Source organism: Hyalangium versicolor, from assembly GCF_020103695.1.
Classification (GTDB): domain Bacteria; phylum Myxococcota; class Myxococcia; order Myxococcales; family Myxococcaceae; genus Hyalangium; species Hyalangium versicolor.
In genome coordinates this window covers 103,692-124,039 of the sequence record NZ_JAHXBF010000022.1, presented here as the reverse complement: position 1 = coordinate 124,039, position 20,348 = coordinate 103,692, and the positions used below count along the sequence as shown (strand labels likewise).

At 67.5% G+C, this 20,348-nt stretch carries 22 protein-coding genes and 1 pseudogene; 13 read left to right on the top strand and 10 right to left on the bottom strand.

Annotated features, from left to right (window positions below; genetic code table 11):
• Nucleotides 1-19: 19 nt before the first annotated feature.
• On the top strand, nt 20-1,204 hold the full coding sequence (locus KY501_RS38035; RefSeq protein ID WP_224368773.1) for a hypothetical protein: 1,185 nt from the start codon (nt 20-22) through the stop codon (nt 1,202-1,204).
• A gap of 57 nt (nt 1,205-1,261) precedes the next feature.
• On the opposite strand, the gene KY501_RS38030 is transcribed toward KY501_RS38035, so the two are convergent.
• Nucleotides 1,262-2,347 (bottom strand): acyl-CoA dehydrogenase family protein, encoded by a 1,086-nt coding sequence (locus tag KY501_RS38030; protein WP_224368772.1) that lies wholly within the window; start codon nt 2,345-2,347, stop codon nt 1,262-1,264.
• 150 nt (nt 2,348-2,497) lie between these two features.
• Between KY501_RS38030 and KY501_RS38025 the strand changes: the two genes are divergently transcribed.
• Nucleotides 2,498-3,073 carry a class I SAM-dependent DNA methyltransferase gene (locus tag KY501_RS38025; RefSeq protein ID WP_224368771.1) on the top strand — a complete coding sequence of 192 codons (576 nt, stop codon included), beginning with the start codon at nt 2,498-2,500 and terminating at the stop codon, nt 3,071-3,073.
• A 99-nt stretch (nt 3,074-3,172) separates the two neighbouring features.
• Here KY501_RS38025 and KY501_RS38020 read toward each other — a convergent pair whose 3' ends face one another.
• The gene (locus KY501_RS38020) at nt 3,173-4,063 is read right to left on the bottom strand and encodes a hypothetical protein (RefSeq protein ID WP_224368770.1); all 891 of its coding nucleotides are present in this window, start codon (nt 4,061-4,063) and stop codon (nt 3,173-3,175) included.
• A 599-nt stretch (nt 4,064-4,662) separates the two neighbouring features.
• Between KY501_RS38020 and KY501_RS38015 the strand changes: the two genes are divergently transcribed.
• The gene (locus tag KY501_RS38015) at nt 4,663-5,799 is read left to right on the top strand and encodes a DUF7151 family protein (RefSeq protein WP_224368769.1); all 1,137 of its coding nucleotides are present in this window, start codon (nt 4,663-4,665) and stop codon (nt 5,797-5,799) included.
• A 76-nt stretch (nt 5,800-5,875) separates the two neighbouring features.
• Here KY501_RS38015 and KY501_RS38010 read toward each other — a convergent pair whose 3' ends face one another.
• The gene (locus KY501_RS38010; RefSeq protein ID WP_224368768.1) at nt 5,876-6,256 is read right to left on the bottom strand and encodes a winged helix-turn-helix transcriptional regulator; all 381 of its coding nucleotides are present in this window, start codon (nt 6,254-6,256) and stop codon (nt 5,876-5,878) included.
• A 94-nt stretch (nt 6,257-6,350) separates the two neighbouring features.
• On the opposite strand from KY501_RS38010, the gene KY501_RS38005 reads away from it, so the two are divergent.
• Nucleotides 6,351-7,196 (top strand): enoyl-CoA hydratase/isomerase family protein, encoded by an 846-nt coding sequence (locus tag KY501_RS38005; RefSeq protein ID WP_224368767.1) that lies wholly within the window; start codon nt 6,351-6,353, stop codon nt 7,194-7,196.
• Nucleotides 7,197-7,271: 75 nt separating this feature from the next.
• Here KY501_RS38005 and KY501_RS54420 read toward each other — a convergent pair whose 3' ends face one another.
• On the bottom strand, nt 7,272-7,925 hold the full coding sequence (locus KY501_RS54420; protein WP_373691692.1) for a TetR/AcrR family transcriptional regulator: 654 nt from the start codon (nt 7,923-7,925) through the stop codon (nt 7,272-7,274).
• Nucleotides 7,926-7,987: 62 nt separating this feature from the next.
• Here KY501_RS54420 and KY501_RS37995 point away from each other — a divergent pair, with 62 nt between their 5' ends.
• On the top strand, nt 7,988-8,956 hold the full coding sequence (locus tag KY501_RS37995) for an NADP-dependent oxidoreductase (RefSeq protein WP_224368766.1): 969 nt from the start codon (nt 7,988-7,990) through the stop codon (nt 8,954-8,956).
• A gap of 75 nt (nt 8,957-9,031) precedes the next feature.
• Entirely contained in the window at nt 9,032-9,253 is a 222-nt protein-coding gene (locus tag KY501_RS37990; protein ID WP_224368765.1) for a hypothetical protein, read from the top strand.
• A 611-nt stretch (nt 9,254-9,864) separates the two neighbouring features.
• Here KY501_RS37990 and KY501_RS37985 read toward each other — a convergent pair.
• The 3 genes from KY501_RS37985 to KY501_RS37975 form a co-directional block, all read right to left on the bottom strand.
• On the bottom strand, nt 9,865-10,251 hold the full coding sequence (locus KY501_RS37985; protein ID WP_224368764.1) for a nucleotide pyrophosphohydrolase: 387 nt from the start codon (nt 10,249-10,251) through the stop codon (nt 9,865-9,867).
• Nucleotides 10,252-10,299: 48 nt separating this feature from the next.
• On the bottom strand, nt 10,300-10,878 hold the full coding sequence (locus KY501_RS37980) for a Uma2 family endonuclease (RefSeq protein WP_224368763.1): 579 nt from the start codon (nt 10,876-10,878) through the stop codon (nt 10,300-10,302).
• 267 nt (nt 10,879-11,145) lie between these two features.
• Nucleotides 11,146-12,813: a hypothetical protein gene (locus KY501_RS37975; protein WP_224368762.1), complete on the bottom strand. Its 1,668-nt coding sequence runs from the start codon at nt 12,811-12,813 to the stop codon at nt 11,146-11,148.
• Nucleotides 12,814-13,038: 225 nt separating this feature from the next.
• Here KY501_RS37975 and KY501_RS37970 point away from each other — a divergent pair, with 225 nt between their 5' ends.
• Nucleotides 13,039-13,437 (top strand): hypothetical protein, encoded by a 399-nt coding sequence (locus tag KY501_RS37970; RefSeq protein ID WP_224368761.1) that lies wholly within the window; start codon nt 13,039-13,041, stop codon nt 13,435-13,437.
• Nucleotides 13,438-13,635: 198 nt separating this feature from the next.
• Here KY501_RS37970 and KY501_RS54415 read toward each other — a convergent pair whose 3' ends face one another.
• Together KY501_RS54415 and KY501_RS54410 are read right to left on the bottom strand one after the other, a co-directional pair.
• Nucleotides 13,636-14,394 (bottom strand): helix-turn-helix transcriptional regulator, encoded by a 759-nt coding sequence (locus tag KY501_RS54415; RefSeq protein ID WP_373691691.1) that lies wholly within the window; start codon nt 14,392-14,394, stop codon nt 13,636-13,638.
• Nucleotides 14,391-14,627, bottom strand: a complete 237-nt coding sequence (locus KY501_RS54410) for a cupin domain-containing protein (RefSeq protein WP_373691690.1) — start codon at nt 14,625-14,627, stop codon at nt 14,391-14,393. Before KY501_RS54410 ends, KY501_RS54415 begins: the two co-directional genes overlap by 4 nt.
• A gap of 123 nt (nt 14,628-14,750) precedes the next feature.
• Here KY501_RS54410 and KY501_RS37955 point away from each other — a divergent pair, with 123 nt between their 5' ends.
• Both KY501_RS37955 and KY501_RS37950 read left to right on the top strand, forming a co-directional pair.
• Complete coding sequence (locus KY501_RS37955) at nt 14,751-15,110, top strand: DoxX family protein (protein WP_224368760.1); 360 nt, start codon at nt 14,751-14,753, stop codon at nt 15,108-15,110.
• 34 nt (nt 15,111-15,144) lie between these two features.
• Nucleotides 15,145-15,516 (top strand): hypothetical protein, encoded by a 372-nt coding sequence (locus KY501_RS37950; RefSeq protein ID WP_224368759.1) that lies wholly within the window; start codon nt 15,145-15,147, stop codon nt 15,514-15,516.
• Here the strand turns inward: KY501_RS37950 and KY501_RS53760 are convergent.
• A pseudogene (locus KY501_RS53760) lies at nt 15,434-15,676 on the bottom strand (ATP-binding protein); the annotation flags it as partial. The gene KY501_RS37950 and the pseudogene KY501_RS53760 overlap by 83 nt on opposite strands.
• Before the next feature lie 132 nt (nt 15,677-15,808).
• Between KY501_RS53760 and KY501_RS37940 the strand changes: the two are divergent.
• From KY501_RS37940 to KY501_RS37925, 4 genes are all read left to right on the top strand, one after another.
• On the top strand, nt 15,809-17,572 hold the full coding sequence (locus KY501_RS37940) for a DEAD/DEAH box helicase (protein WP_224368758.1): 1,764 nt from the start codon (nt 15,809-15,811) through the stop codon (nt 17,570-17,572).
• Complete coding sequence (locus tag KY501_RS37935) at nt 17,569-18,636, top strand: hypothetical protein (protein WP_224368757.1); 1,068 nt, start codon at nt 17,569-17,571, stop codon at nt 18,634-18,636. The genes KY501_RS37940 and KY501_RS37935 overlap by 4 nt, the downstream gene beginning before the upstream one ends.
• Nucleotides 18,637-19,028: 392 nt before the next feature.
• Complete coding sequence (locus tag KY501_RS37930) at nt 19,029-19,469, top strand: hypothetical protein (RefSeq protein WP_224368756.1); 441 nt, start codon at nt 19,029-19,031, stop codon at nt 19,467-19,469.
• Between the two features lie 16 nt (nt 19,470-19,485).
• Entirely contained in the window at nt 19,486-20,118 is a 633-nt protein-coding gene (locus KY501_RS37925) for a hypothetical protein (RefSeq protein ID WP_224368755.1), read from the top strand.
• Nucleotides 20,119-20,348: the final 230 nt, after the last annotated feature.

The following is a 20,348-nucleotide window of genomic DNA, read 5'->3' as shown; positions in this document are numbered from 1 at the left end:
CTCCGTCGAGGTCCACGCCATGTCACTTCGTTCCGCGCTCCTTCCGCTCTTCGTCGCTGTGTCCACCCTGGTGATCTCCGGATGCGATCCCATCAAGGTCGACGTCTTCCACCACTTCCCCGACGGCCCTTGGGACGGGGGCTCGGGAGGCGGAGGAGAACAGCCTCCTCCTCCCGATGGGGGGCCGACAGACGGAGGAAGTCCAAATCCGGATGGGGGCACGGGCTCCTGCTACAGCGACATCTCACTGCCTCGAGCCGACGTCTTCGCCTTCGCGTCGCCGGGGAATGCGCACTACGCCTACGTGAATGACGCGACGCTGTTCGTCGGCTCCACCCTCGTCAATGAGCCCCCGAATCCCATCCCGAACGCCTGGGCGAGTGCCATCGCGGACCTCCAACTCGATGCCCAGAACCACCGCCACCTGCTCTTCTCCACCCCCAACAGTGACGTCATGATGTACGCCCACGATCGGAACGGCGCCTGGGATGTACGCCCGCTCGTCCAGGGCATGCCTCGCGCGCTCGCGGTGGATTCGAGCGGTGGCGTGCACGTGCTCTACCTTCGAACCGAGGGGCACCTGTTCTATGTCGTGTACGCCTCGAGCTATTCCGGCAACTGGCAGTCTCCGTGGGGGGCTCTCTCGGACAGCAGCGAGAGTCCGGCGCTCGCCGTGGACGCTCAGGGACGGGCGCACGTCGTCTACCGGGATGTCGCGGGAGCCCTCCAGTACACCACCTCCGCGGGGGAGTTCTGGCAGAAGGAGTTCGTGGCCACCGACGTGAAGGGTGTCCCCACGCTCGCGCTGGATCAGCAGGGCCTGCCTCACCTGCTCTACACGAGTCAGAGTGGCACCGTCTTCTACGCGAGCAAGATGGCCGGGACGTGGCAGCACGTCGCCGTGACAGGAGGTTCTGGCTACGGCGCCTCGCTGAGAGTGGAGCAGAACGGTGCCGTCCGTGCGCTCATCCCCCAGCAGTCCTCCACGCCGCAGCTCGTTCTCGCGGATCTGGGACCCCAGGGATGGTCTGTTACGCCCCTCCACCTCAACCCTGGGCCTGTCCTCTCGGGCCTCGTGCACCAGACCGCGTTTGCCTATGACGCGAATGGGGGTCTGAGCATCGGCTACGCGTACCTGGAGACCGATGGAGAGGGCTCCAGCACGAGCTCGCTCCACCTCGCGCACCCCGGCGCCTGCCCCTGAGAGTTGGAGCCTCTTCTGGAGCAGCCCCGGGCCCGGCGAAGGGTCGGGCCTGGGGACTCAGCTTCGCGGAGGTCCCATGAGCCCTAGCAGGAGCTTGCCCAGGAAGTCGCGGACGACCGGGGCGGACCAGGCCATCACCGGCCCGCTCATGGCGTCGCGGACGTACCGCTCGATGGGGCGATGGCGCAGGTAGCCTGAGCCTCCGGCGAGCTCCAGGGCCGCAGTGGTGATGGACACCGCCGCCTCGTTGGCCACCACCTTGGCCTGCATTTGCAGCACAAGGTGGTCTGGCGCGCGCTGATCCGCCGCGGTCGCCGCGCGCATGGCGAGCGATCTCGCCGCCTCCAGGCGGGTGCTCATGTCCGCGACGGCGAACTGGACCCACTGCAGCTCCGCGAGCGGTTTGTTCTCCGGCGGCAGCCGGCGCTCCTTGGCGTAGCCGATGGCGAAGCCCAGGGCCGCCTCCGCGATCCCGATCGAGAGCCACGACAGCCCCGCTGGAATGGCGGTGGGCCGGGTGGGATCCACCTTCAGCACCCGGGACTCCGGCAGCAGCGTGTCCTGGAAGTGCAGCAACTGGCTGCGCGTGGCCCGCATGCCCATGGGATCCCAGATCTCTTCCACTCGGATGGAGTCATGCTTGTCGATGAGGAAGAACCGGGGCTGCCCCTCACAGAGCGCGCTGGTCAGGAGGTACTTCGCGTGCTCACCGCCGGAGACGAAGCGCTTGGCTCCCGTGAGGCGCCAGCCTCCTTCGGCCCGACGGGCGTGCTGCTGCGGCATGAGGAACTGGTTGCCACTGGTCGGCTCGCCCAGGGCATTGCCGAACCACGCGCCGCGCCGGAAGTCGGCCTCGAGGGCAGAGGCTTGCGTGGGATCCTCCAGGGACCGCAGAAGCTCGGCCGCTCCCTGGTGCATCAGCCAGGCCGTAGCAAACGAGGCATCTCCCTGGGCCAGGAGGCCCACCACCCGACTGAACGTCAGCCACGAGGTGCCTTCCAGCAGCATCGTGTTCAGCGGGGAGCGCACCATTTCGGCCCGCCCCTCTTCGGGGAAGGTGGTGTCGCGGTCGTGCATGGCGGCGTGCGCTGCCAGCAGCGCCTGGAGGCGATCGGCTTCCTTCAGAAGATCTGCATCCGTCATCACTGTCCCTTTCTGGGATTGAAGGCTTCGTCAGTTCCCCCCAGGTTGGAGCAGGTCTTCCGTGCGCTCAAGTTTCCCAGGCCCGTGGGAAGTGGCCATGAGTTGGTATGCTCAGGGCTCAATGAGACCGGTGTCACTCCTGGCTGACGCATGCACGAATACGATTTGATCGCGGACTGGTATGCATCCCAACGCACAGGCCCCATGGGCGTCCCGGAAGTGACCGCACTCGCTGCCTCACTTCCGGCCGGCGCTTCGGTGCTGGATGTCGGCTGCGGCACGGGACTGCCGCTGACGCGGGTGCTGCTGGAGCACGGCTGCCATGTGGTGGGCGTGGATAGCTCTCGCGAGTTGCTGGCGCGATTTCAAGCAAACTTCCCCCACGTGCCGGTGATCTGTGCGCCCATCCAGTCGTGTGAGCTTCAGGCGCGGACGTTCGATGCCGCGATCGCGTGGGGGGTCCTGTTCCACCTGCGCCACGAAGAACAGGAACAGGCGATCGCCCAGGTCGCGAGGGCATTGAAACCTGGCGCCGCGTTCCTCTTCACCTCAGGCGACGCCCACGGCTCCATCGACGGCGAGCCGATGAATGGCGTGCCGTTCCGCTATCACTCGTACAGCGTCGACGGGTATCGCGACCTGCTGCGCGCGCACGGGCTCACGCTGGAAGCGACGCACACGGACCCTGGCGAGAACACCTACTTCCTGTCTCGCAAGACTGGATAAGGCGGCTTCTCGCCATCCGCGTAATACAGCGTCGTCTCTGCGCTCTGTGAGAGTACTCCGAGCAGATGTTGAGACACGACGTCGGCGAAGAAGTGCCACTCAGGCTCTCGCGGCGACCGCTTGCCGCCATTGGTTGCTGCGCCGCAAGAGCTGATACGGCGTCAATGGCTCGGTGGGGATCGGATCCGATACGCGGCTCCCGAGCATCTCGAAGACAGTCACTCCGCGATCGGTGACGTCCTCCACCCGCCGGAGCGTGTGGCGCTGTTGCATCTGCGTGTAGATGCGCCAGGTGTTGTTCTCGTAATAGAGGAAGTTGAACGCGTCGACGGCCTCGGGCGGATCCGCCGCGTATTGTGTGTCATCCAGCCAGGCGCAGACCCGGCCCCCCGTCTGGGACGGCCAGTGGTGGAACGTCATGTCCGCGTTCTTGGAGTGCACGTAGCTGCCCGCGTTGGGGTAGTGGTAGGCGCGGAAGTGCGTGGTGGGATGCTGGGGGCTCAGCGTCACGACGAGGTGGCACCCCTGCATCGAGCCCGTGAAGACGAAGGGGTGCGCCGGGTTCTGCATGGGAAAGTCGATATAGCCCATGCCTCCAGCGGGGCCGCCTCCGCCCTTGAGCTGCTCCATCTGCGGCGTGCTGAGCGTCTTGTAGGGGAACCAGTAGCCACGCACCGGATTGGTGGACGGGGCGGGCAGCGCGGCCCATCCGCTGCTCCGCGAGCCCTCGGGGATCGTCTGGAGGACGACCATCCGGTGGCCGTCCTTCTGGTAGGTCTTGAGATCGAAGCTGATCTGCCCCATGGCATCGACGGCCTCGAGGTACCGTCGGCATTGCATCCACAGGGGGGTGCCCATCGCGAGCGTGGGTGCCCGCGTGCCGGCCATCGCCTGTAGCAGGTCATCATGCCCGCCGACTGCATGATCCCGGTTGCTGATGAAGGTGAGCGGATCGTTGACGAAGCTTGTATTCAGCGGGTTCAGAGGCATGAGCGATCCCGAGCGGGAAAGAGGCGTTGCCGGGCAGGAATTTTAGCACGGTACGCCCTGGGCTCTGGGCCCGAGGCCTGCGGAGCCAAGGGCGCGAGGCGTCGAGAGGGAGGCGGTCCGCGTGGACAAGCAGACCTGTAGTTCTTTTCCTCCCCACTGGCTACGTCACCTCCCTGGGGAGGAGCGGGCACGGCCTCGCGCCTGAGCGCTGATTTCACAGCCTTCGGCACGTGCGTCTACCTCCGCAGGGGGGCTCAATAGGGCCGGAGTTCACCGGCTGCTCCTCGGGGAGAGTCATGCGTATCCATCTTTCGTCCAGTGTCTCCGGAGTCCGGGTGTGGAGGGCCTCGCTCGTAGCGGGGCTCCTGGGATTGGCTGCCTGCAAGGGCACGGTGGGGCCCGAGGGCCCTCCAGGTGATGAGGGGGCACCCGGAACCCAAGGGACTCAAGGGCCTCAAGGAGCCCAAGGGGCTCAGGGGCCCCAAGGGGCGCAAGGGCCACAGGGGGCCACGGGTGAGACGGGGTCACAGGGGCCGCAAGGGGAGGTGGGCCTCCAGGGTCCGGCGGGTGAGCAAGGGCCGCAGGGGCCGAGCGCGCTGATGGTCACCCAGGTTGAGCCTGCGGGCTCCAACTGCCCCCACGGCGGCGTCATGCTCCAGGCCGCGGTCGACCACAACGGCAACGGGACGGTGGATGCCGGCGAGGTGGACCCGGCCTCCACGAAGTACCTGTGCAATGGCGCGGACGGCGCCCAGGGCATCCAGGGCCCCGCGGGCAGCATGGGCCCCCAGGGCGAGCCCGGCGCGCTCGCGCTCTACGGCGACGGCTCCGCGGGGAATCTGAACATCCCCGAGAACTCGCAGCCCCGCAACCTCATTTACGGCTACGGCACCCTCCCGAATGGCGCCAACCTGATGTTCCAGAACGTGTACATCAACGCCGTCGTGTTCGTTGCCAGCGGGGTCACGATTCGCGCCACCGGGGACATCACCATCGGCCCTCAGGGCATCCTCGTCGTCGACCCGGAGCGCTCGATGCAGACGGTCAACCGGCCCACGCGGGGCATCGCCGTGTCCATGCCAGAGGACTCCCAGGGTGGCCGGGGCCTGGACCTGGGGCGCTCGGCGGTGCTCACCCGCTTCGACCTGAGCGGGGGGGGCGCTGGCTTCCGCCCCAAGATCGCCAACGCCGCCCTCTACTCCGGTAGCGAGGGCGGAGGCCGTGTCGTCCTGGCCGCCAAGGGCAACATCAACCTCAATGGCCTCATTGACGCCAATGGCCGCAACGGGGGCATCCCGTCCGGCTCGGCCCTGCCCGGCGGCGGAGGAGGCGGGGGCGGCGTCGTCACCCTCGTCTCCCGCGGCACCATCACCCTGGGCACGAACGGCTCCATCAGGGCCCAGGGAGGAAACGGGGCCAACGCTGTCGCGGGTGCCACGGGTCAGCTCTACGGCGGGGGAGGAGGCGGCGGCGGAGGGGTCATCCAGATCCTCTCAGCCTACCAGCCTGTCATTCCCACTCCCGCCAACCTCAATGTCAGCGGCGGCACGGCGGGGAGTGCCGCCGTCACGGGCACGGCCACCACGCTGGCCGCGATGGGCGGCGGAGGCGGCGGGTCGGGCGGAGACGGTGGGGACGGAACCAAGTCGACGGCCGCCAGCGGAGCTGCCGTGGTGGGCGTCGTTGGAGACCTCAGCGTGACCGTTACCCCGCAGCCGGAGCTCCTCTTCTACTGAGCCGCGGAGGCGGCGGGTCCACATCCCGAAGGGGGACGGGTCGGTCTTCCGCCAGTTCCCCAGAAATCTCCCCGAGTCATTGTCGTGAACGGGCGGAGGCGGCGTCGTACCTCCGCTGCGCTACCTGAATGTCCTCCATGTTCGCGACGGTCCACTCGTAGAGCACGCTGAACGGTTTCTGCAACGAGTGACCGAGCGGCGTGAGCGAGTACTCCACTCCGAGCGGAGGTCCAGGCAGGACGCGGCGCGCGATCATCCCGTTGCGCTCCAACCGGCGCAGGGTCTGGGTCAGCACTCGTTGAGTGATGCCATCCAAGCGCCGCTTGATCGCGTTGAAGCGCCGAGGCTTTACGAGCACGGCGAGCGCGAGCACCGACCACTTGTCCGCGATCTGGTCGAGGATGACTCGGCTCGGACAGTCGGCACGGTACACGGGATCAGAGTCATCATCGGCCATCGGTATCCTCGAGCATCCTTGGGATGCTTCAGGTGCGTAATTGACACCAAGTATCCATTGCATACCTTGGCGTGCGCAACCTCCCGAGGGCCTCATGACAGAAAACCGCTACTCGAAGATTCATGTTTCCATCAGCTCCGGCGTCGCCCGCGTCACCATCGACAACCCTCCGGTCAACGTGCTCGACGTCGTGGTCATGAGGGAGATTCGCGGCTTCCTGGCCTCCGTCCGCGACCTTCCATCGGTGACTGTCATCGTCTTTGACAGCGCGAACCCTGACTTCTTCATCGCTCACGTCGACATGTCACTGATCGACGACCCGCATGCCTTCGACGAGCTGGCGAAGGACGCGCCGGTCGGCCTCAATGTCTTTCAAGACTTCGCGGAGACATTGCGTCGACAGCCGCAGCTCACGATTGTCAAGCTCGCGGGCATCGCGCGGGGCGGCGGTGCTGAATTCGTGGCGGCCGCCGATATGAGCTTCGCCGCGAGCGGTCGGGGTCGACTCTCCCAGTGCGAGGCGCTCATGGGAATCATCCCTGGCGGAGGAGCCACTCAGCTTCTCGCTCACCGGCTTGGGCGGGCTCGTGCGCTCGAAGCGATCCTGGGGGCAGACCTCTTCGACGCAGAGACGGCAGAGCGCTACGGGTGGGTCAACCGCGCGCTGCCCGACGACAAGCTCGACGCCTTCGTCGATCGCCTGGCGCGCAACGTCGCAGCGCTCCCGACGGGCGTAGTTGCCGCCGCCAAGCACGCTGTGCCGCCGGCGGACCTCTCCGAGGGGCTTGCGCGGGAGAACAAGGCGTGGGCGGACTTGTTCACGCTTCCGGTCGTCGAGCGGCTGATTCGAGGCGGACTCGCTCGCGGCGCCCAAACTCGTGACGGCGAACTCAGAATTGAAGAACTGCTGCGCGAACTCGGGGCGCCGGCGTCACAATGAGCGAGGCCGTGCAAATCGCTCGACGTCAGCCTGCTCGCGGTCCGCTTCGACGTCGTGCACGTAGCCAGGGGAGCTTCAGCGCAGCAGGGTGGGCGACGGGACGCCCAGGGGCCGCGCGCCCTCACGGCGCATCCCGTCGAAGATGAGCCGCAGATAGCGCCTGGAGAGCTTCGGTGACGGCTCGTCGAGGAACTCCACGACATGATTCGGCGCACACGAGAGCAGAAGGACATCGACCCCAGTCAGATCCTCCCGGATGGACCCCTCGCGCTGAGAGCGAAGCACGAGGGCGTCGATCACCTCGAGCAGCTCGCGACGCCGCAGCGCAATGGCCGAGTCCGGCCCGGCCCCTCCGATGAGGAACGACAGGTCTTGCTCCTGCCGCTGCTCGGCTATCGCCTCGAGCAGACCGAGGAGAGCCTCGTCGGCCGGCTGGGAACCGAGCAGCTCGCGACCTCGTTCGACGAGCTCCGCGACACGTCGAGCGACGATCTCCGAGATCAGCGCATCTTTGCTCGGAAAGTGCCGGAACAGCGTCCCCTTTCCCACCCCGGCCCGCTCGGCGATGAGGGTGGACGAGACACCGAAGCCGTGCTCGGCGAAGACGGCGTCGGCGGCCGCAAGCAGGGCATCGCGGTTGCGGGAGGCGTCGGCACGGGGGCGTCGTGAACGGTGAGGCACCCGGGAAGTGTAGCGAGATGATTGCCCTCGACGACAGAAGTTGACCATGCGGTCCGCTTACCGCACCATCGTCGTAACTGGACCGTTGGGTCCGTTTAGATGGGGGCGACATGAAGGCATTGGCGGCGACGAGCTACGGATCGGCCGAGGAGCTGAAGATCATCGACCTCCCGAGGCCGCGCCCGGAGCGGGGTCAGATCCTCGTTCGGATCGCGGCGGCGACGATCAACGCGACTGACATCCGCGCTGTCACCGGCGGGCTCCGCGGCGTGCTCGACCTGCAGTTTCCCTACGTGCTCGGCAACGACTTCTCGGGAACGGTCATCCAGGTGGGCGACGGCGTGACCGCCTTCGCGGAGGGTGACGAGGTGTTCGGACAGGCGCTCCCCCGTCAACTGCGGCCGCTGCTCACATCGGCCCATCCCTCGCTGAGCACCGGAGCCCTCGCCGAGTACGCGGTGTTCGAAACCGACACGCCGATGCTGGCACATCGCCCAGCATCCGTTTCCCACGTACACGCCGCGTCCCTGGGAATCGCCGGCATGGCCGCCTGCTCGCTGATGAGGCTCGCTCATATCAAACCCGGTGAGACGGCGCTGGTCATCGGCTCCACCGGCGGCGTGGGAAGCATCGTCGTCCCGCTCCTCGCCCGCGCCGGGGCACGGGTCATCGCCACCGCCGCGGGCGAGCGCGCCGTCACGATCATGCGCGAGCTCGGGGCCACGGATACCGTAGGCTACGACTCGTCCGAGTACCCCCGCGACGTCGACATCATCGTCAACTGCGTGCTGCCCGCGGGCGCGGTCAGCGCTGCGGCCGCAACGCTGCGCGAAGGCGGCCGGATCGTCTCGACAGTTCCGCCGACGCCCACCGCCGAGCAACTGGGACGCGACGACGTCGCCGTCAACGTCGTCGACTGGAACGTCGACTATCTGCCGATGTCCGAGCTGGCGGACGCCGCAGCCAGAGGCGAGCTCACGGCCACGATCGAGAGCGTGCACCCGCTGAGCCGTGCCGGGGACGCTGTCAGGGACTTCCTGAGCAACAGCACCGTGGGAAAGGTCGTCGTCACGATGTGAGTCCCCGTTCGGAGCGACTTGCTGGATGGGGCTGCGCGTGACGCTGACCTACCTCCTCTACCGGGGGAGGGCGGTGTGCTCGGCTTCCCCTGCTTCCACATGTACAGCCATAGTCCCTCCTCGGAGGAACCTGTCGTTCAGCTCTTCCACTCCGGTGCGTACAGCGCCACTGGGTACTTCAGCAACGAGGGGGGCGAGACCGACTTCTACCTCTATGCCGCGCTTCACGTGGTGATCCCACCTCTGGGCAAAGGCCTGCGCCAGGTGACGCGAGCCGCCCGGAAACCGGCTCGCTAGTGGAGTGTCTTACAAGTCCTTCGACATAGTCGTAGGCCGCTCGATGCCGTCCCGTCGAGAGGGCTTCGGCATCGGCTCTCGGCGCCTATGTCGAATTACTTCGCGGACACTCCACTAGGAAGCACTCTTGACCGCCCGCGCCCTTTTTCAGACACCCGCGGGCTGCATCTGCTGGGGCCGCGCGGCCGGATGGGCCACAGGGTGTCGCCGAGAGCCTTGTTTTCGAGCTTGAAGGTGACCTGTGCGCAGTGCGTGAAGCGCCGGGTTCCCTTCTCCGACATGAGGACGATGTCCCCCGGTTGCATGGCGTCGAAGATGGAGCGCTTGGTGGGAGTCATCGCCCAGCAGCGGATGCCCTCCATTCCCGCTCGGTCCTGGAGCTCCCGGATGACATCATCCGGCACAAAGGGGGCAAGCCGCTCGGGTGGAACATCTTGCTCGATCGAGAGTTCCAGGTTCTGGCGATTCGCTGGGACAAAGTACAGAGACACAGCCGCTCCTCTTTGAGGCCAGGCGGTCGACTCATGGGGTCGGCCACCGCGAAGCGGAGTGGTTGCTCTGTTTTTTCACCAGGATGTGGGAGGTAGGCGGAAGACGGGACCCTGGCACGCTCAGGGTCGATGGCGTTCGGGGCGTTCCGCGCGACCGCGCGTGCTCTCTGCGGGGTAGTTCCTGCGGTTGACCTCAAGCTTGTCGAGGATCGCCTTTTGAAGGTCGATGGCAGCTCTATCGCACAGCAACAGCAGAGAGATGGCGACATCGGCGACTTCAGCCCTGAGGCGCGCGTGATTTTCTGGCTGGCGGACGAACGCGTCGGCGTCGTCGTTCCGAACCCAGCGGAGGAGGGCCACGAGTTCGCCCGCCTCGGAGGCGACTGCCATCGAGAGGTTCTTGGGATCGTGGAACTGCGCCCATTCCCGCTCTGCGACGAACCTTCGCAGTTCGTCCAGGAGAGTCGCGAGCTGTCCGGTGTTCGCAGGAGGGGTTGGTGAGGTCATGCCGGTGAAGGTAACAGCTCTGCTGAGTGGGGACCTTTGTCGGCAGGTCTACCAGATGGAATCCAACGCGATGCCCAGCCCCGGCACGGATTGGGCGGTCAGCACATCGCCGGCCTGCGCGGTGGTGCGCTCGGCGTAGGCTGCCGAATCCACATCGGGCTGGCGGTACACCTCGACGCGCTGGCGCTCGACGTCCACCAACCAGAACTCGGCAACGCCATGCCGCGCGTAGAGTGCGCCCTTGGTGGTGCGATCCTCTCTCAAGGAGTTGCGTGCGACTTCGATGAGGAGTTCCGCGTTCTGAGGGTGCGAGTCCCTTCTGGCTCCCTCTTCCCGAGTCACCACCGCCAGATCCGGCTCGGGTACGCTGAACTCTCCAAGCTGAAGAGGGAGCTGCACCCGCAAAACGTGCTGGGCCGACAGTTGACGGAAGATCAGGCCACTGAGCATCTGGATGATGCGGGCGTGCAGCACGCTCTGCGGGGACATGCGGCACAGGACTCCGTCGATGAGTTCCAGGCGCTCGCGCTCTGCGAAGACGCCCGCGTCCACCATTCGCATGTACTCGGTGGCAGTGAGCCGGCGCAGGCGCGTCGCGTAAGGCAGGGACTCGTGCGAGGGCTCCATGACCTCGGAAGTATAAGCCTGGAAAAACAAAAGCCCATGACCGGGGGGCATGGGCTTCGGTCAGCTCCCCGTTCGGAGTGGCTGGCGAACACGTTCGCGGCTCTGCCCAGAGAGCGCAGCCGGAATCACCCTGTGATTTCAGGGACTTCCCTGCGCAGTCGGCCGAATAGGGGCATGAGCGCCTGATGGCGAACTGCGAGGATGGGCCACCACGGCGGAGCAGACTCGGACGTATGCCGGCTTGCTTTAGAGCCCAATCCGGCCACCTCAGGGGGGACGCAGGGGACCTCTGACGCGGTCGAGCGCGACGCGCAAAGCCCTCTGGAACGCCGGAAACCGCCGGGTTTGCTCGCGAAGTCCGTCCGCCCATCGTGTGGCAGCCTCCGCATGCCCGGCCAGAGTGTCCAACTCCACGCAGCACGCGATCAGCATCGCCGCATGCCGGTAGGTGCGGCGCCGCTTGCCACCCAGGACGGCGTCAGTCCGGGCGGAGGCGGCCGCGCGGAGTGCATCGAGCATCAGTCTTCGGTCCTTGGTGGAGAGGTGCTCCCCCACCCGACTTCGCAGCAGGACGTGGACCACGGAGGGGGTCTGTAGCATAGGGCGGGAGGGCGCAGGCATACCGGTGTCCTCGGAGCCCAAGTCGAAGCCAAGACCGAAGAGCATCGTGGGGGGACGGTGGAGAGGCAGTGCCAACTCGCCCCGGAGCGTGTCGGCGGGAGCGCCGCCGAGCAGCCAGGTGAAGGCGGGGAAGAGCAGGTGGCCAGGATGATCTGCGAACGACCAGCCGACTCCGTGGGCCTGGGCAAGCAACTCGGCCGCGGGGGCGAAGTCGCCGGAGACCACGTGCAGCAGGCCCATGAGGCTAAAGGCCCCCACCGGGCACTTCTCCAGCGCCATCGTCACGCGCCTCTTCAGCACGGCTGCGTTGGGCTCGTCCGCCACGAGCCACCGGAGCAGTCGCGTGAGCGAGGGGGCTCCGAGCCAGGCCTCCTCGAGACGGTGGGTAGCGTCGGCGCGGCCGAGTTGCGCCGCTGCCAGAGCCGCCCCATCGAGGAAGTCGCCTCGCCAGGGTATGGAAGGAGTCAGCGCGGTAGCCTCCTCATAGGCGCGAAGTGCCTCGGACCACAGGTCCCGCTCGACGAGGGCCGAGCACCATACTCGCAACGCCTCGGGCTTGCGGGAGGCGCGCGCCAGGCGCTCCAGCCCGGCGATGCCCTCCGCGCGCGCGACCGCCTCCCGGAGCATGTGCTCGCGAGCTGATGCCCACCACCCGCCTTCGGCGGCGGGTTCCCGCTCGAGCCGTTCCACCCAGAAGCGTAGGAACTCCGCCAACTCCGGGAGCGGTTCTGTGGCCACTCGCTCCATGTCCGCCAGGGGTGAGCCCCAGTATGTTGTGCCCGCCACCGCCTTCAGCGCTGCGAACACGGCATCCGCCCGCTCCACGAGCGGCGTCGTCCGGTACACCGCCACGGCGTAGCGGGCCGCGCAGTCGCCCGGGTCCTCTGTCAGCATCTCATCGAGGAGCTCTTGCTGGCCGAGGTCAATCTCCGCCGCGGCGAGCGGAGGCAGCAGCGTGCCGAAGATGGCTCGCGCGGCTGCGAACTCTCTAGCGAGGAATGCTTTCAGTCCCTGGCGCAGGTATGTGTCCACCTCACCAGGGTCGGCCCGGCCAACGCGGCGTGCGGCGCTGACGAAGGTCTCGAGCCCGGCGATCACTTCCGGAGAGGGGGCGCTCGGACGCCACCCGGATCTTCCGCGGCAGGCGCGCTCGAGGAGGAGGTTCTCGAGCTTTGCGCGCGGGCCGGCCTCCAGGTGGTCCGCCATGCCTCGGACGAGGGCGCGGAGCTCATCTGCGCTCATGGCTCCGAGCGCCGCCTCCCAGTCCGGTGGGTCGATGGGGGGCTCCAGCGAGCGGTTCGGGGAGTATGACATGGTGGCGTCACCGGAGGGACTTGCGCAGTTGCGTGACTTGTCAAGTAGAGCAGCACTCGAACAACCTGGGCGATAGGATTCTTCTTCCTACGGCAACCCGGCACTGACGTCCAGCGCAGGCTCAGCACCCGAGGCCGCTGGGGCCTTGCTCCCAGGGGCGGGCGTCATCAACCTTGCGCCGATTCATCCACCATTACGAGGCAGAGAGGTGTGCCGAGGAGGGGCATGAGCACCAAGCCCGACAGCCAGGTCCTGCGGCTTGCCGAGACGGCCGTCGCGCTGCGCAAGGGAGAGAACTTCCCCGCGACACGCCTGACCGTGCTCAAGAGGCTCTGCCAGGACGTGCGCGGCGGCACACGCTTTCTGGTGTATCTCGCGGTCGCAGTGCGCGATCAGATGGGACGGGAGCAGCAGCGGCGCCGTGGAGGCCGCTCCCAGGCGAGGGCACACCAGCAGCGGCTTGCCTCCAGGGCCGTTGCAGCCATGAAGCGGTACCTTGCTTCGCCCTCGGAGCGGGAGGCCGAGCGCTTGTTCGAACTGCTCGACCAGGTCTTTCGCGTCCAGGACACCTACGAGCCCGGACCGTGGGGTGGGGCGCGCATCATCACGCGCTGTGTGGTGTGAAGCCGCGTCGCTCAGGTGCCTGCGCGCAGCTCCTCGCTGGTCACGCGGGTGTCGAGGTTCTCCTCGAACGTCACGCTGGCCGCGTGGACGAGCATCCGGGCCACCTGGGTGGGCCGGCGCACGGGCTCGGTGGCGGCGTCTCGCTCAACGTCTCGCTCAGTGTCACGCGCGAGCTGCGCCTGCGGAACAGCGTGCCCGTCAGGATGTGGCCGCGTCCTCGGCCGTGGCCGCGGGCTGCTGGTCGAGGATTGTCGTGTAAGAGCTTGCGCGCGATTCGTACCGATATGCGCGAGGCGATCGGCCGACCTCGCGCCGGAACGCCATGCTGAACGCGCTTTCGGACCCGTACCCGAGCTTGAATGCGAGTTCTCCAATCGCGCAATCGGTCGTCCGCAGCGCGTCCTTCGCGAGCGACATCCTCCACTGGATGGCGTAAGCGAGCGGTGGCTGCCCGACGAGCTCTCCGAAGCGCGCGGAGAACGCGGTGCGCGACATGCCCGCCACGCGCGCGAGTTCGGCCACCGACGTCCCCGTCTCCACGCTGCTGTGAATATGGCGAAGCGCTGCGCCGATGCGTGAATCGGCGAGCGCACGCAGCCAACCTGTGCGAGCGGGGCTCTTGCCCTCGGAATCGAGCCAGCGCAGCGCGTATGTCAGCACCAGTTGCGCGAGCTGGTCGAGCACCCGCAGACGACCGTTCTGCACAGCGCGCACCTCGTCGACAAGCAGCCGCGTCAGGTCGCGCAACGAGCGCGCCTCGTCCGCCGGGATGCGTACGAACTCTGGCAGCGCCTCGATGAGCAGGTGCGCGTTCGCCAGATCCAAGGCGAAGCGCCCACCCACGAGGTGCACGACCGGCTTCTCTCGCGCGCTGCCAAGTCGGGCAACGCGGTTCGTCGTGGGGCGAAGGAAGTCGTTCGCGATTCGGCTCGGGGTCTCCATGTCGCTCGCGATCACGTAGGGGGTACGCCGCCAAGCAGGAAGACGTCGCCCGCGCGAAGGAGCTTCGCCGCGCGACCGCGAATGGCAATCCGGCACTCTCCCTCGATGACGACTCCGAATTTCACACCTGGATAGGCGTCGAACGCGAGGCTCCACCGGCCGTGGGCGCGCAGCTCCGCAGCGACTGCTGCCTGGGGCCGCAAGAGCGCGAGCACATCTTCGAGGGGATCGCGAACGTCCGAGGGCATCGTCGGGACGATACATCAAGTATTGCGGCTGATCCATGATGGCGCGTGCAACTGCCACCCCATAGCTTTCATTCATGGGACGACGGCGAGCGGCGCCGCCGACTTCGACAAGGATGGAGGCGTATGCAGATGGCTCTTTGGATTGCTTCTGGACTCCTCGCGTTCGCGATGGTGGGCGCGGGCGGGTTCAAGCTCGCCACGCCTCGCGTCAAGCTCATGGAGAGAATGAAGTGGGCCACGGCGTGGAGCGATGGCAACGTGAAGCTCCTCGGTCTCGCGGAGGTTCTTGGCGGGATCGGCGTGGTCGTTCCGCACCTCACCGGCATCTTGCCGGTCCTCACGCCCATCGCCGCAGTGTGTCTCGTGGTTCTGATGGCCGGCGCCGTGAAGACGCACGTCGAGCTCAAAGAGCCGGTGGCGCCTCCGGCGATCCTCGCGTTGCTCGGGGTGTTTGTCGCTCTCGGACGTTTCGGCGTCGTCTGACAGGCCCGTGAGCGGCTGATCTGGGAGACCGACAATGACCTTCAAGATAATGGCGTACGTGATGACGTTGGGCGGCTGCGTTCTCGGCATCCGCTTCATCTTCGCCGGGGCTTCCCTGCTGAAGGAGTGGGGCATCGAGGTGACCGATGGGCCCCTTGTCATTTGTCGCCGGCTGGGTGCGATCTATCTCGGCCTCGCCCTCATGTTCTTCCTCGGGCGAGCAGCTGCACCGTCAGACCTCCGCTCGGCGGTGTGTCTAGGCGTGGGTGGAGCAAGCGCGCTGCTCGCAGGTCTCGGGCTCTTCGAGCTCCGTGCTGGACGAGTCAGCTCCGGCGTCGTCGTCCCGGCCATCGTCGAGATAGTGCTCGCGGCTGGCTTCGTCTGGACGTGGTGGAGTGGGCGATGACCTTTCCGCTCGGGCGTCCGGTGGACTGTTGGTACCTGTCCTCGAGCACCTCGAGCACCTCGAGCAGCTCCTTGCGCTCGGCGACGCCGAGGGGCTCCAGGCCGAAGTCATCGAGGATGAGGACCTGGGCCTTGGCCAGGCGCTTGAGGACGTGGGGGTAGGTCCCGTCGGCGAGAGCATCCGGGTCGCTGCGCCGCCCCGAGCCCTTGTCCGTTCAAGCTGTTACCCGGACTTGCGATATGACCTCCGAGGTCCCATCATACTCTGATAACCCATGAGGTCGGTTCCAGGTATGGATGAACGCAAGCACCAGGAGGAGCGGGAGCGCGTCTCGAGCCGCGTTTTCAGCGCGCCCCCGGGCTCCCTGGCCGACGTGGAGCTGTGCGTCGCCGCCTGGCGCCTGAAGCTGACCGAGCAGTTCGACGAGCTGCTCTGCCTGCCGCTGCTGCGCGGCGTGCAGCGCCTCGACTATCAGGTGGAGACCGTCCTCAAGGTGCTCCGGCTGCTGCGCGGGCGGGCGCTGCTGGCGGACGAGGTGGGGCTGGGCAAGACGATCGAGGCCAGCATGCTCATCCAGGAGATGCGCCTGCGCGGCATGGCCAGCCGGGTGCTCGTCCTCGTCCCCAGCGCCCTGGTGGGCCAGTGGACCGAGGAGCTGCGCGAGAAGTTCCAGATCCCCGCCCGCTCCACGGAGGAGCCCGCCTTCCGCGCCAGGGATCCCGCCGCCGCCTGGCACGCCCCGGGCGTCCTCGTCGCCTCCCTGCACATGGCCAAGCTGGAGCGCCACGCGCGCTTCGTCGCCGAGACTCCCTGGGATCTCGTCGCCGTGGACGAGGCCCACCACGTGAAGAACCGCGCCACCGCCGGCTGGCGCCTCGTCAACCAGCTCAAGAGCCGCTTCCTCCTGCTCATCACCGCCACCCCCGTGGAGACGGAGCTCGAGGAGCTCTACAACCTCATCACCCTGCTCAAGCCAGGGCAGCTCTCCACCCCCGCCGACTTCAAGAGGCGTTTCGTCTCCGCGGGAGATCCCCTCAACCCCAAGAACCGCGAGCGGCTGCGCGCCCTGCTCTCCGAGGTGATGGTGCGCAACACCCGCGCCCGCGCGGGCCTCTCGGTGGCCCTGCCGCCCCGCTTCGCGCGCACCCTCGTCGTCGAGCCCACCCCCGCCGAGCTGGCCCTGTACCAGGCCATCGTCGAGGAGGTCCGCCGCGGCGCCCCCGCCCCCGCCTCCACCCGGCGCGGCCTGCGCTTCCTCATGGAGGCCGCCGGCTCCAGCCCCCACGCCGCCCTGCACACCCTGCTGCGCTCCGCCTCCGAGCAGCGTCCCGAGGAGGACTCCTCCACGCAAGTCCCCGCCCCCGCCACCGGGACACCCCGCCTCCTGGAGCTCGCCCAGGCCGCCGCCGCCGCGCCCTCTCGCAAGACGGCGCGGCTGCTGGATGTGCTCGCCCAGAGCCCGGGCAAGGTCGTGGTCTTCAGCCGCTTCAAGGCCACCCTCGAGGCGCTCTCCCACGCGCTCCAGGCCCGGGGGCTCTCCTTCGTCTCGTTCCACGGTGGGATGAGCGGCCCCGAGAAGGATCAGGCCGTCCAGGCCTTCCGCGAGCAGGCCCGGGTGCTCCTGGCCACCGAGGTCGGTGGCGAGGGTCGCAACCTCCAGTTCGCCAACGTCCTGGTCAACTTCGATCTGCCCTGGAACCCGATGAAGATCGAGCAGCGCATCGGGCGGCTGCACCGCATCGGCCAGCAGCACGAGGTGCACATCTTCTCCCTCTGCAACGCCCACAGCGCCGAGGAGCGCATCCTCGACGTGCTGGACCGGCGCATCCACTTGTTCGAGCTGGTGGTGGGCGAGGTGGATCTCATTCTCGGCCGGGCCCTGGGCGAGAAGGAGTTCGATGAGCGCGTCTTCGACATCTACGCCTCCACCCGGGACGAGCCCGCCCTCCACCAGGAGTTCGAGGCCCTCGCCGAGGAGCTCGCCCGGGCGCGCAGGGGCTATGAACAGGTCAAAGCGCTGGATGAGAAGCTGTTCGCGGAGGACTTCGAGACATGAGCACCCCGCTGTCCTTCGTCCGGGCCTGGTCCGAGCACCGGGGCGCCGTCGTGGAGGCCGGGCAGGAGGGCGTGGAGATCCTCCAACCCGCCGAGCTGGCCACGGCCCTGGGGCTCCCCGAGCACGCGCGCTACGCCGAGCAACCCACGCCCGGAGCGCTCTGGGTCGGCTACGGCGCTCCCACCCTGGAGAGGTTCCTCCAGGAGGCCACCCGGCACGTCCCCTGGGCCGCGCTCACGCTGGAGCCGCATTCCGCTCCCAGGGAGGCCACGGCTCGCGCGGCGGCGGAGCGCTTCGTGCTGCGCAACGCCGTCCACGAGCTGGAGGGCTCCCGCCTGAGCACGGGCGCGCGCCTGGTGGCGTACGTCCGCTACTCGCTGAGCACGGATGATCGGCGCGACGGGCTGGTGGAGGAGACCGTCTCGGTGAGCCAGCGGGTGAGCGTGCCCGGGTTCTGGCGGGCCGCGGGTGGGAGCGGAGCGCTTCGCCCCGCCGTCGCGCGCCCCGCCGGTGCAGCGCTGGAGCAGGCCGCGCGCGCCGCCCTGCTCCGCGCCGAGGCCTCGGCCCGCGCGCAGTCCCGTGCCTTCCTCGAGGGCTCCGCGCGCCGCCAGGAGCGGGATCTGCGCCGCATGGAGGAGTACTTCCACGGGCTGCGCGCGGAGCTCGACAAGCGGGCCCGGCGCGGCAAGCTGGCGGCCGAGGACATCGCCCTCAAGGCCGGGGCGATCGAGCGGGAGCGCGCGGGCAAGCTCCAGGAGCTGAAGGAGCGCGGGCAGGTGCGCTACGAGGCGGCGCTCGTGGCGGCCGTGTGGCTCGAGGCCCCGGTGGCGGAGCTCACGCTCCGAGCCCGGCGGCGCAAGGCGGAGTGTTCGCTGACGCTCGAGTATGACTTCGTGACGCTGCACCTGCTGGCGCCCGTGTGTGCGGCCTGTGGGCTGGACGCGCCTCAGCCCGCCCTCTGTGACGAGCGGCTGCATGTGCTCTGTGTGGCGTGTGTCCCGCGGGCGGAGGGGCGCTGGAGCTGCCCGGCATGCCGGGAGCCCCGCGCGGATCGTGGTGAATAGAGCGGAACGTGCTCTTGAAGGTTCTCGACGACGAGCCGCTCTCCATCGTCATGGACGTCATCAGGCTCTTCGTCGCCTTTGGCGGGAGCGCCGACGCTCGCCCACCGCTCGGCTCTCGGGGTGAAGGCAGGGCAATGTCGTCCAGGCCAGTCTGGCCAATCCCGTTTCTTTCCCGCTCCAGCACCTCGACACGGATGGGGGGCTCTATGCGCAGAACTGGGATGGCATCCGAGCGCAGTTGCTCGAAGAGTTCAGGTTCCGGCCTAACGTACCTCTCAATTCCACCCTCGGTGCCGACTCCCTGTGTCCTTCCAGCCAAGACCGCACACCCCTACCGTTTCCGGTGTCGAGTTCCACTGGGGAGAAGGGGCGCCGATGCGCGGTCGGAGAACGTGGCGGGTCCGTGGGTGGCTCCTGGGGAAGCCGCGACGCGGCTACGGGAGAAGCTCGCCGAGCGCAAGCAGCAGCAGCAAGACGCGGATCAGGACCCGCACGTCCCCCACGGCAACCCGGAGGACTGGGAGACAGAAGAGACCCAGCGGCGCACTTGTGAGAGGGAGATGCCAACCTACGCCATCTGCCACGAGCTGCCAGAGGACTACGTCTTCCACAGCCCCCGTCAGGCGATGGATGCGATGAAGCAGCGGCTGGGAGCCACGAGCCTCGCTCTACACAACGCGCAGCGCACGCGGAGCGGCCCCTGCCCAGATGTCGGAGACCCCTACAACGTCCGGATGAACGGTCAGAGGGCTGGGTCCATCGTCTGTTGCCCATGTTGTGTTGAGAACGCGCCGCGCCCCTTGCAGTGGGAGAAATGCCGGATCGTGGGGTAGGGGCGGGCCACACCTCATGGGCGACCAGAACTCTTTTGAACAATTCCTTCAGGCTGCGCGGCAGGCGGTCGAGCAAGGCGACTGGAACGCGTGGCGGGTCGCCATTGAACCGTTGTTGCTCCAACTCCCCACAAGCCATGCCGTGCGGCTGACGAGAGACTTCATCGCCCGCCGGCTCCCTGTTTTCGAGCGCCACCAGCCCGGTATGCCTTGGGTGCGGGAGGTGCTTGAAGCACTCACCCAGCCGGAGGACGCCGCCAGCAGTGGGAGGGAGTGGCCGTTCTGGGAAGACTCCACTGGCCCTGGCGGTGCCAGCTTCGCCAATGCCGTGGAGTCCCTCTGGATGGCAAACCAACGCAGAGGAGACACACGGCAATGCACAACGGAGCTGGTGGATGCGCTCTCAGATGCCATCATGGCGGATGCGACCGAACCCTGGGGCGCGCGCCACCCCGAGGAGTGGGCTCTCTGGTATCAACTTGCAATGGCTGGAGAAGGCGCCCCCCGAAAGCACGAAATCCAGATTGCCATGGCGAGAGACTTGGGCGTGAAGAGCCGCAAGCGCGCCGGCTTGCTGGAAGTGGCTGACCTTCTGGAGGCGGCATTGCGTGGAGGAGCCAGTTCCTCAGGTGGGTCCGAACGGCGCTGAGAGGCTCGATCGATCCTGAGAGGTGGATCGAGATGGCCACGCTCACGGAGGTGGGGTCCCTGGAGTGGGCGGACACGGCTCTCCCGCAGTTTTCCTCGCAGGGAGATGATGGTTGGCGGTTGAGCATCCGAGCGCCATATCGCTCCGCCACCTCCTGCCCACTCTGGAGCATGTCGCGGAGCACGAACCCAGCGTGAGGCCTGCATTCTCCATCTGTTGAACGCGAGGTT

Bases quoted from the DNA above. Each gene is read 5' to 3' on its own strand.
- KY501_RS38020 (WP_224368770.1), bottom strand. From the start codon at position 4,063: ATGCCTCTGAACCCGCTGAATACAAGCTTCGTCAACGATCCGCTCACC.
- KY501_RS38035 (WP_224368773.1), top strand. From the start codon at position 20: ATGTCACTTCGTTCCGCGCTCCTTCCGCTCTTCGTCGCTGTGTCCACC.
- KY501_RS37995 (WP_224368766.1), top strand. From the start codon at position 7,988: ATGAAGGCATTGGCGGCGACGAGCTACGGATCGGCCGAGGAGCTGAAG.
- KY501_RS37950 (WP_224368759.1), top strand. From the start codon at position 15,145: ATGACCTTCAAGATAATGGCGTACGTGATGACGTTGGGCGGCTGCGTT.
- KY501_RS54410 (WP_373691690.1), bottom strand. From the start codon at position 14,627: ATGCCCTCGGACGTTCGCGATCCCCTCGAAGATGTGCTCGCGCTCTTG.
- KY501_RS37925 (WP_224368755.1), top strand. From the start codon at position 19,486: ATGGGCGACCAGAACTCTTTTGAACAATTCCTTCAGGCTGCGCGGCAG.
- KY501_RS38010 (WP_224368768.1), bottom strand. From the start codon at position 6,256: ATGGCCGATGATGACTCTGATCCCGTGTACCGTGCCGACTGTCCGAGC.
- KY501_RS37970 (WP_224368761.1), top strand. From the start codon at position 13,039: ATGAGCACCAAGCCCGACAGCCAGGTCCTGCGGCTTGCCGAGACGGCC.
- KY501_RS38015 (WP_224368769.1), top strand. From the start codon at position 4,663: ATGGTCACCCAGGTTGAGCCTGCGGGCTCCAACTGCCCCCACGGCGGC.
- KY501_RS38030 (WP_224368772.1), bottom strand. From the start codon at position 2,347: ATGACGGATGCAGATCTTCTGAAGGAAGCCGATCGCCTCCAGGCGCTG.
- KY501_RS38005 (WP_224368767.1), top strand. From the start codon at position 6,351: ATGACAGAAAACCGCTACTCGAAGATTCATGTTTCCATCAGCTCCGGC.
- KY501_RS37955 (WP_224368760.1), top strand. From the start codon at position 14,751: ATGCAGATGGCTCTTTGGATTGCTTCTGGACTCCTCGCGTTCGCGATG.
- KY501_RS37940 (WP_224368758.1), top strand. From the start codon at position 15,809: ATGGATGAACGCAAGCACCAGGAGGAGCGGGAGCGCGTCTCGAGCCGC.
- KY501_RS38025 (WP_224368771.1), top strand. From the start codon at position 2,498: ATGCACGAATACGATTTGATCGCGGACTGGTATGCATCCCAACGCACA.
- KY501_RS54420 (WP_373691692.1), bottom strand. From the start codon at position 7,925: ATGGTCAACTTCTGTCGTCGAGGGCAATCATCTCGCTACACTTCCCGG.
- KY501_RS37935 (WP_224368757.1), top strand. From the start codon at position 17,569: ATGAGCACCCCGCTGTCCTTCGTCCGGGCCTGGTCCGAGCACCGGGGC.
- KY501_RS37975 (WP_224368762.1), bottom strand. From the start codon at position 12,813: ATGTCATACTCCCCGAACCGCTCGCTGGAGCCCCCCATCGACCCACCG.
- KY501_RS37980 (WP_224368763.1), bottom strand. From the start codon at position 10,878: ATGGAGCCCTCGCACGAGTCCCTGCCTTACGCGACGCGCCTGCGCCGG.
- KY501_RS37985 (WP_224368764.1), bottom strand. From the start codon at position 10,251: ATGACCTCACCAACCCCTCCTGCGAACACCGGACAGCTCGCGACTCTC.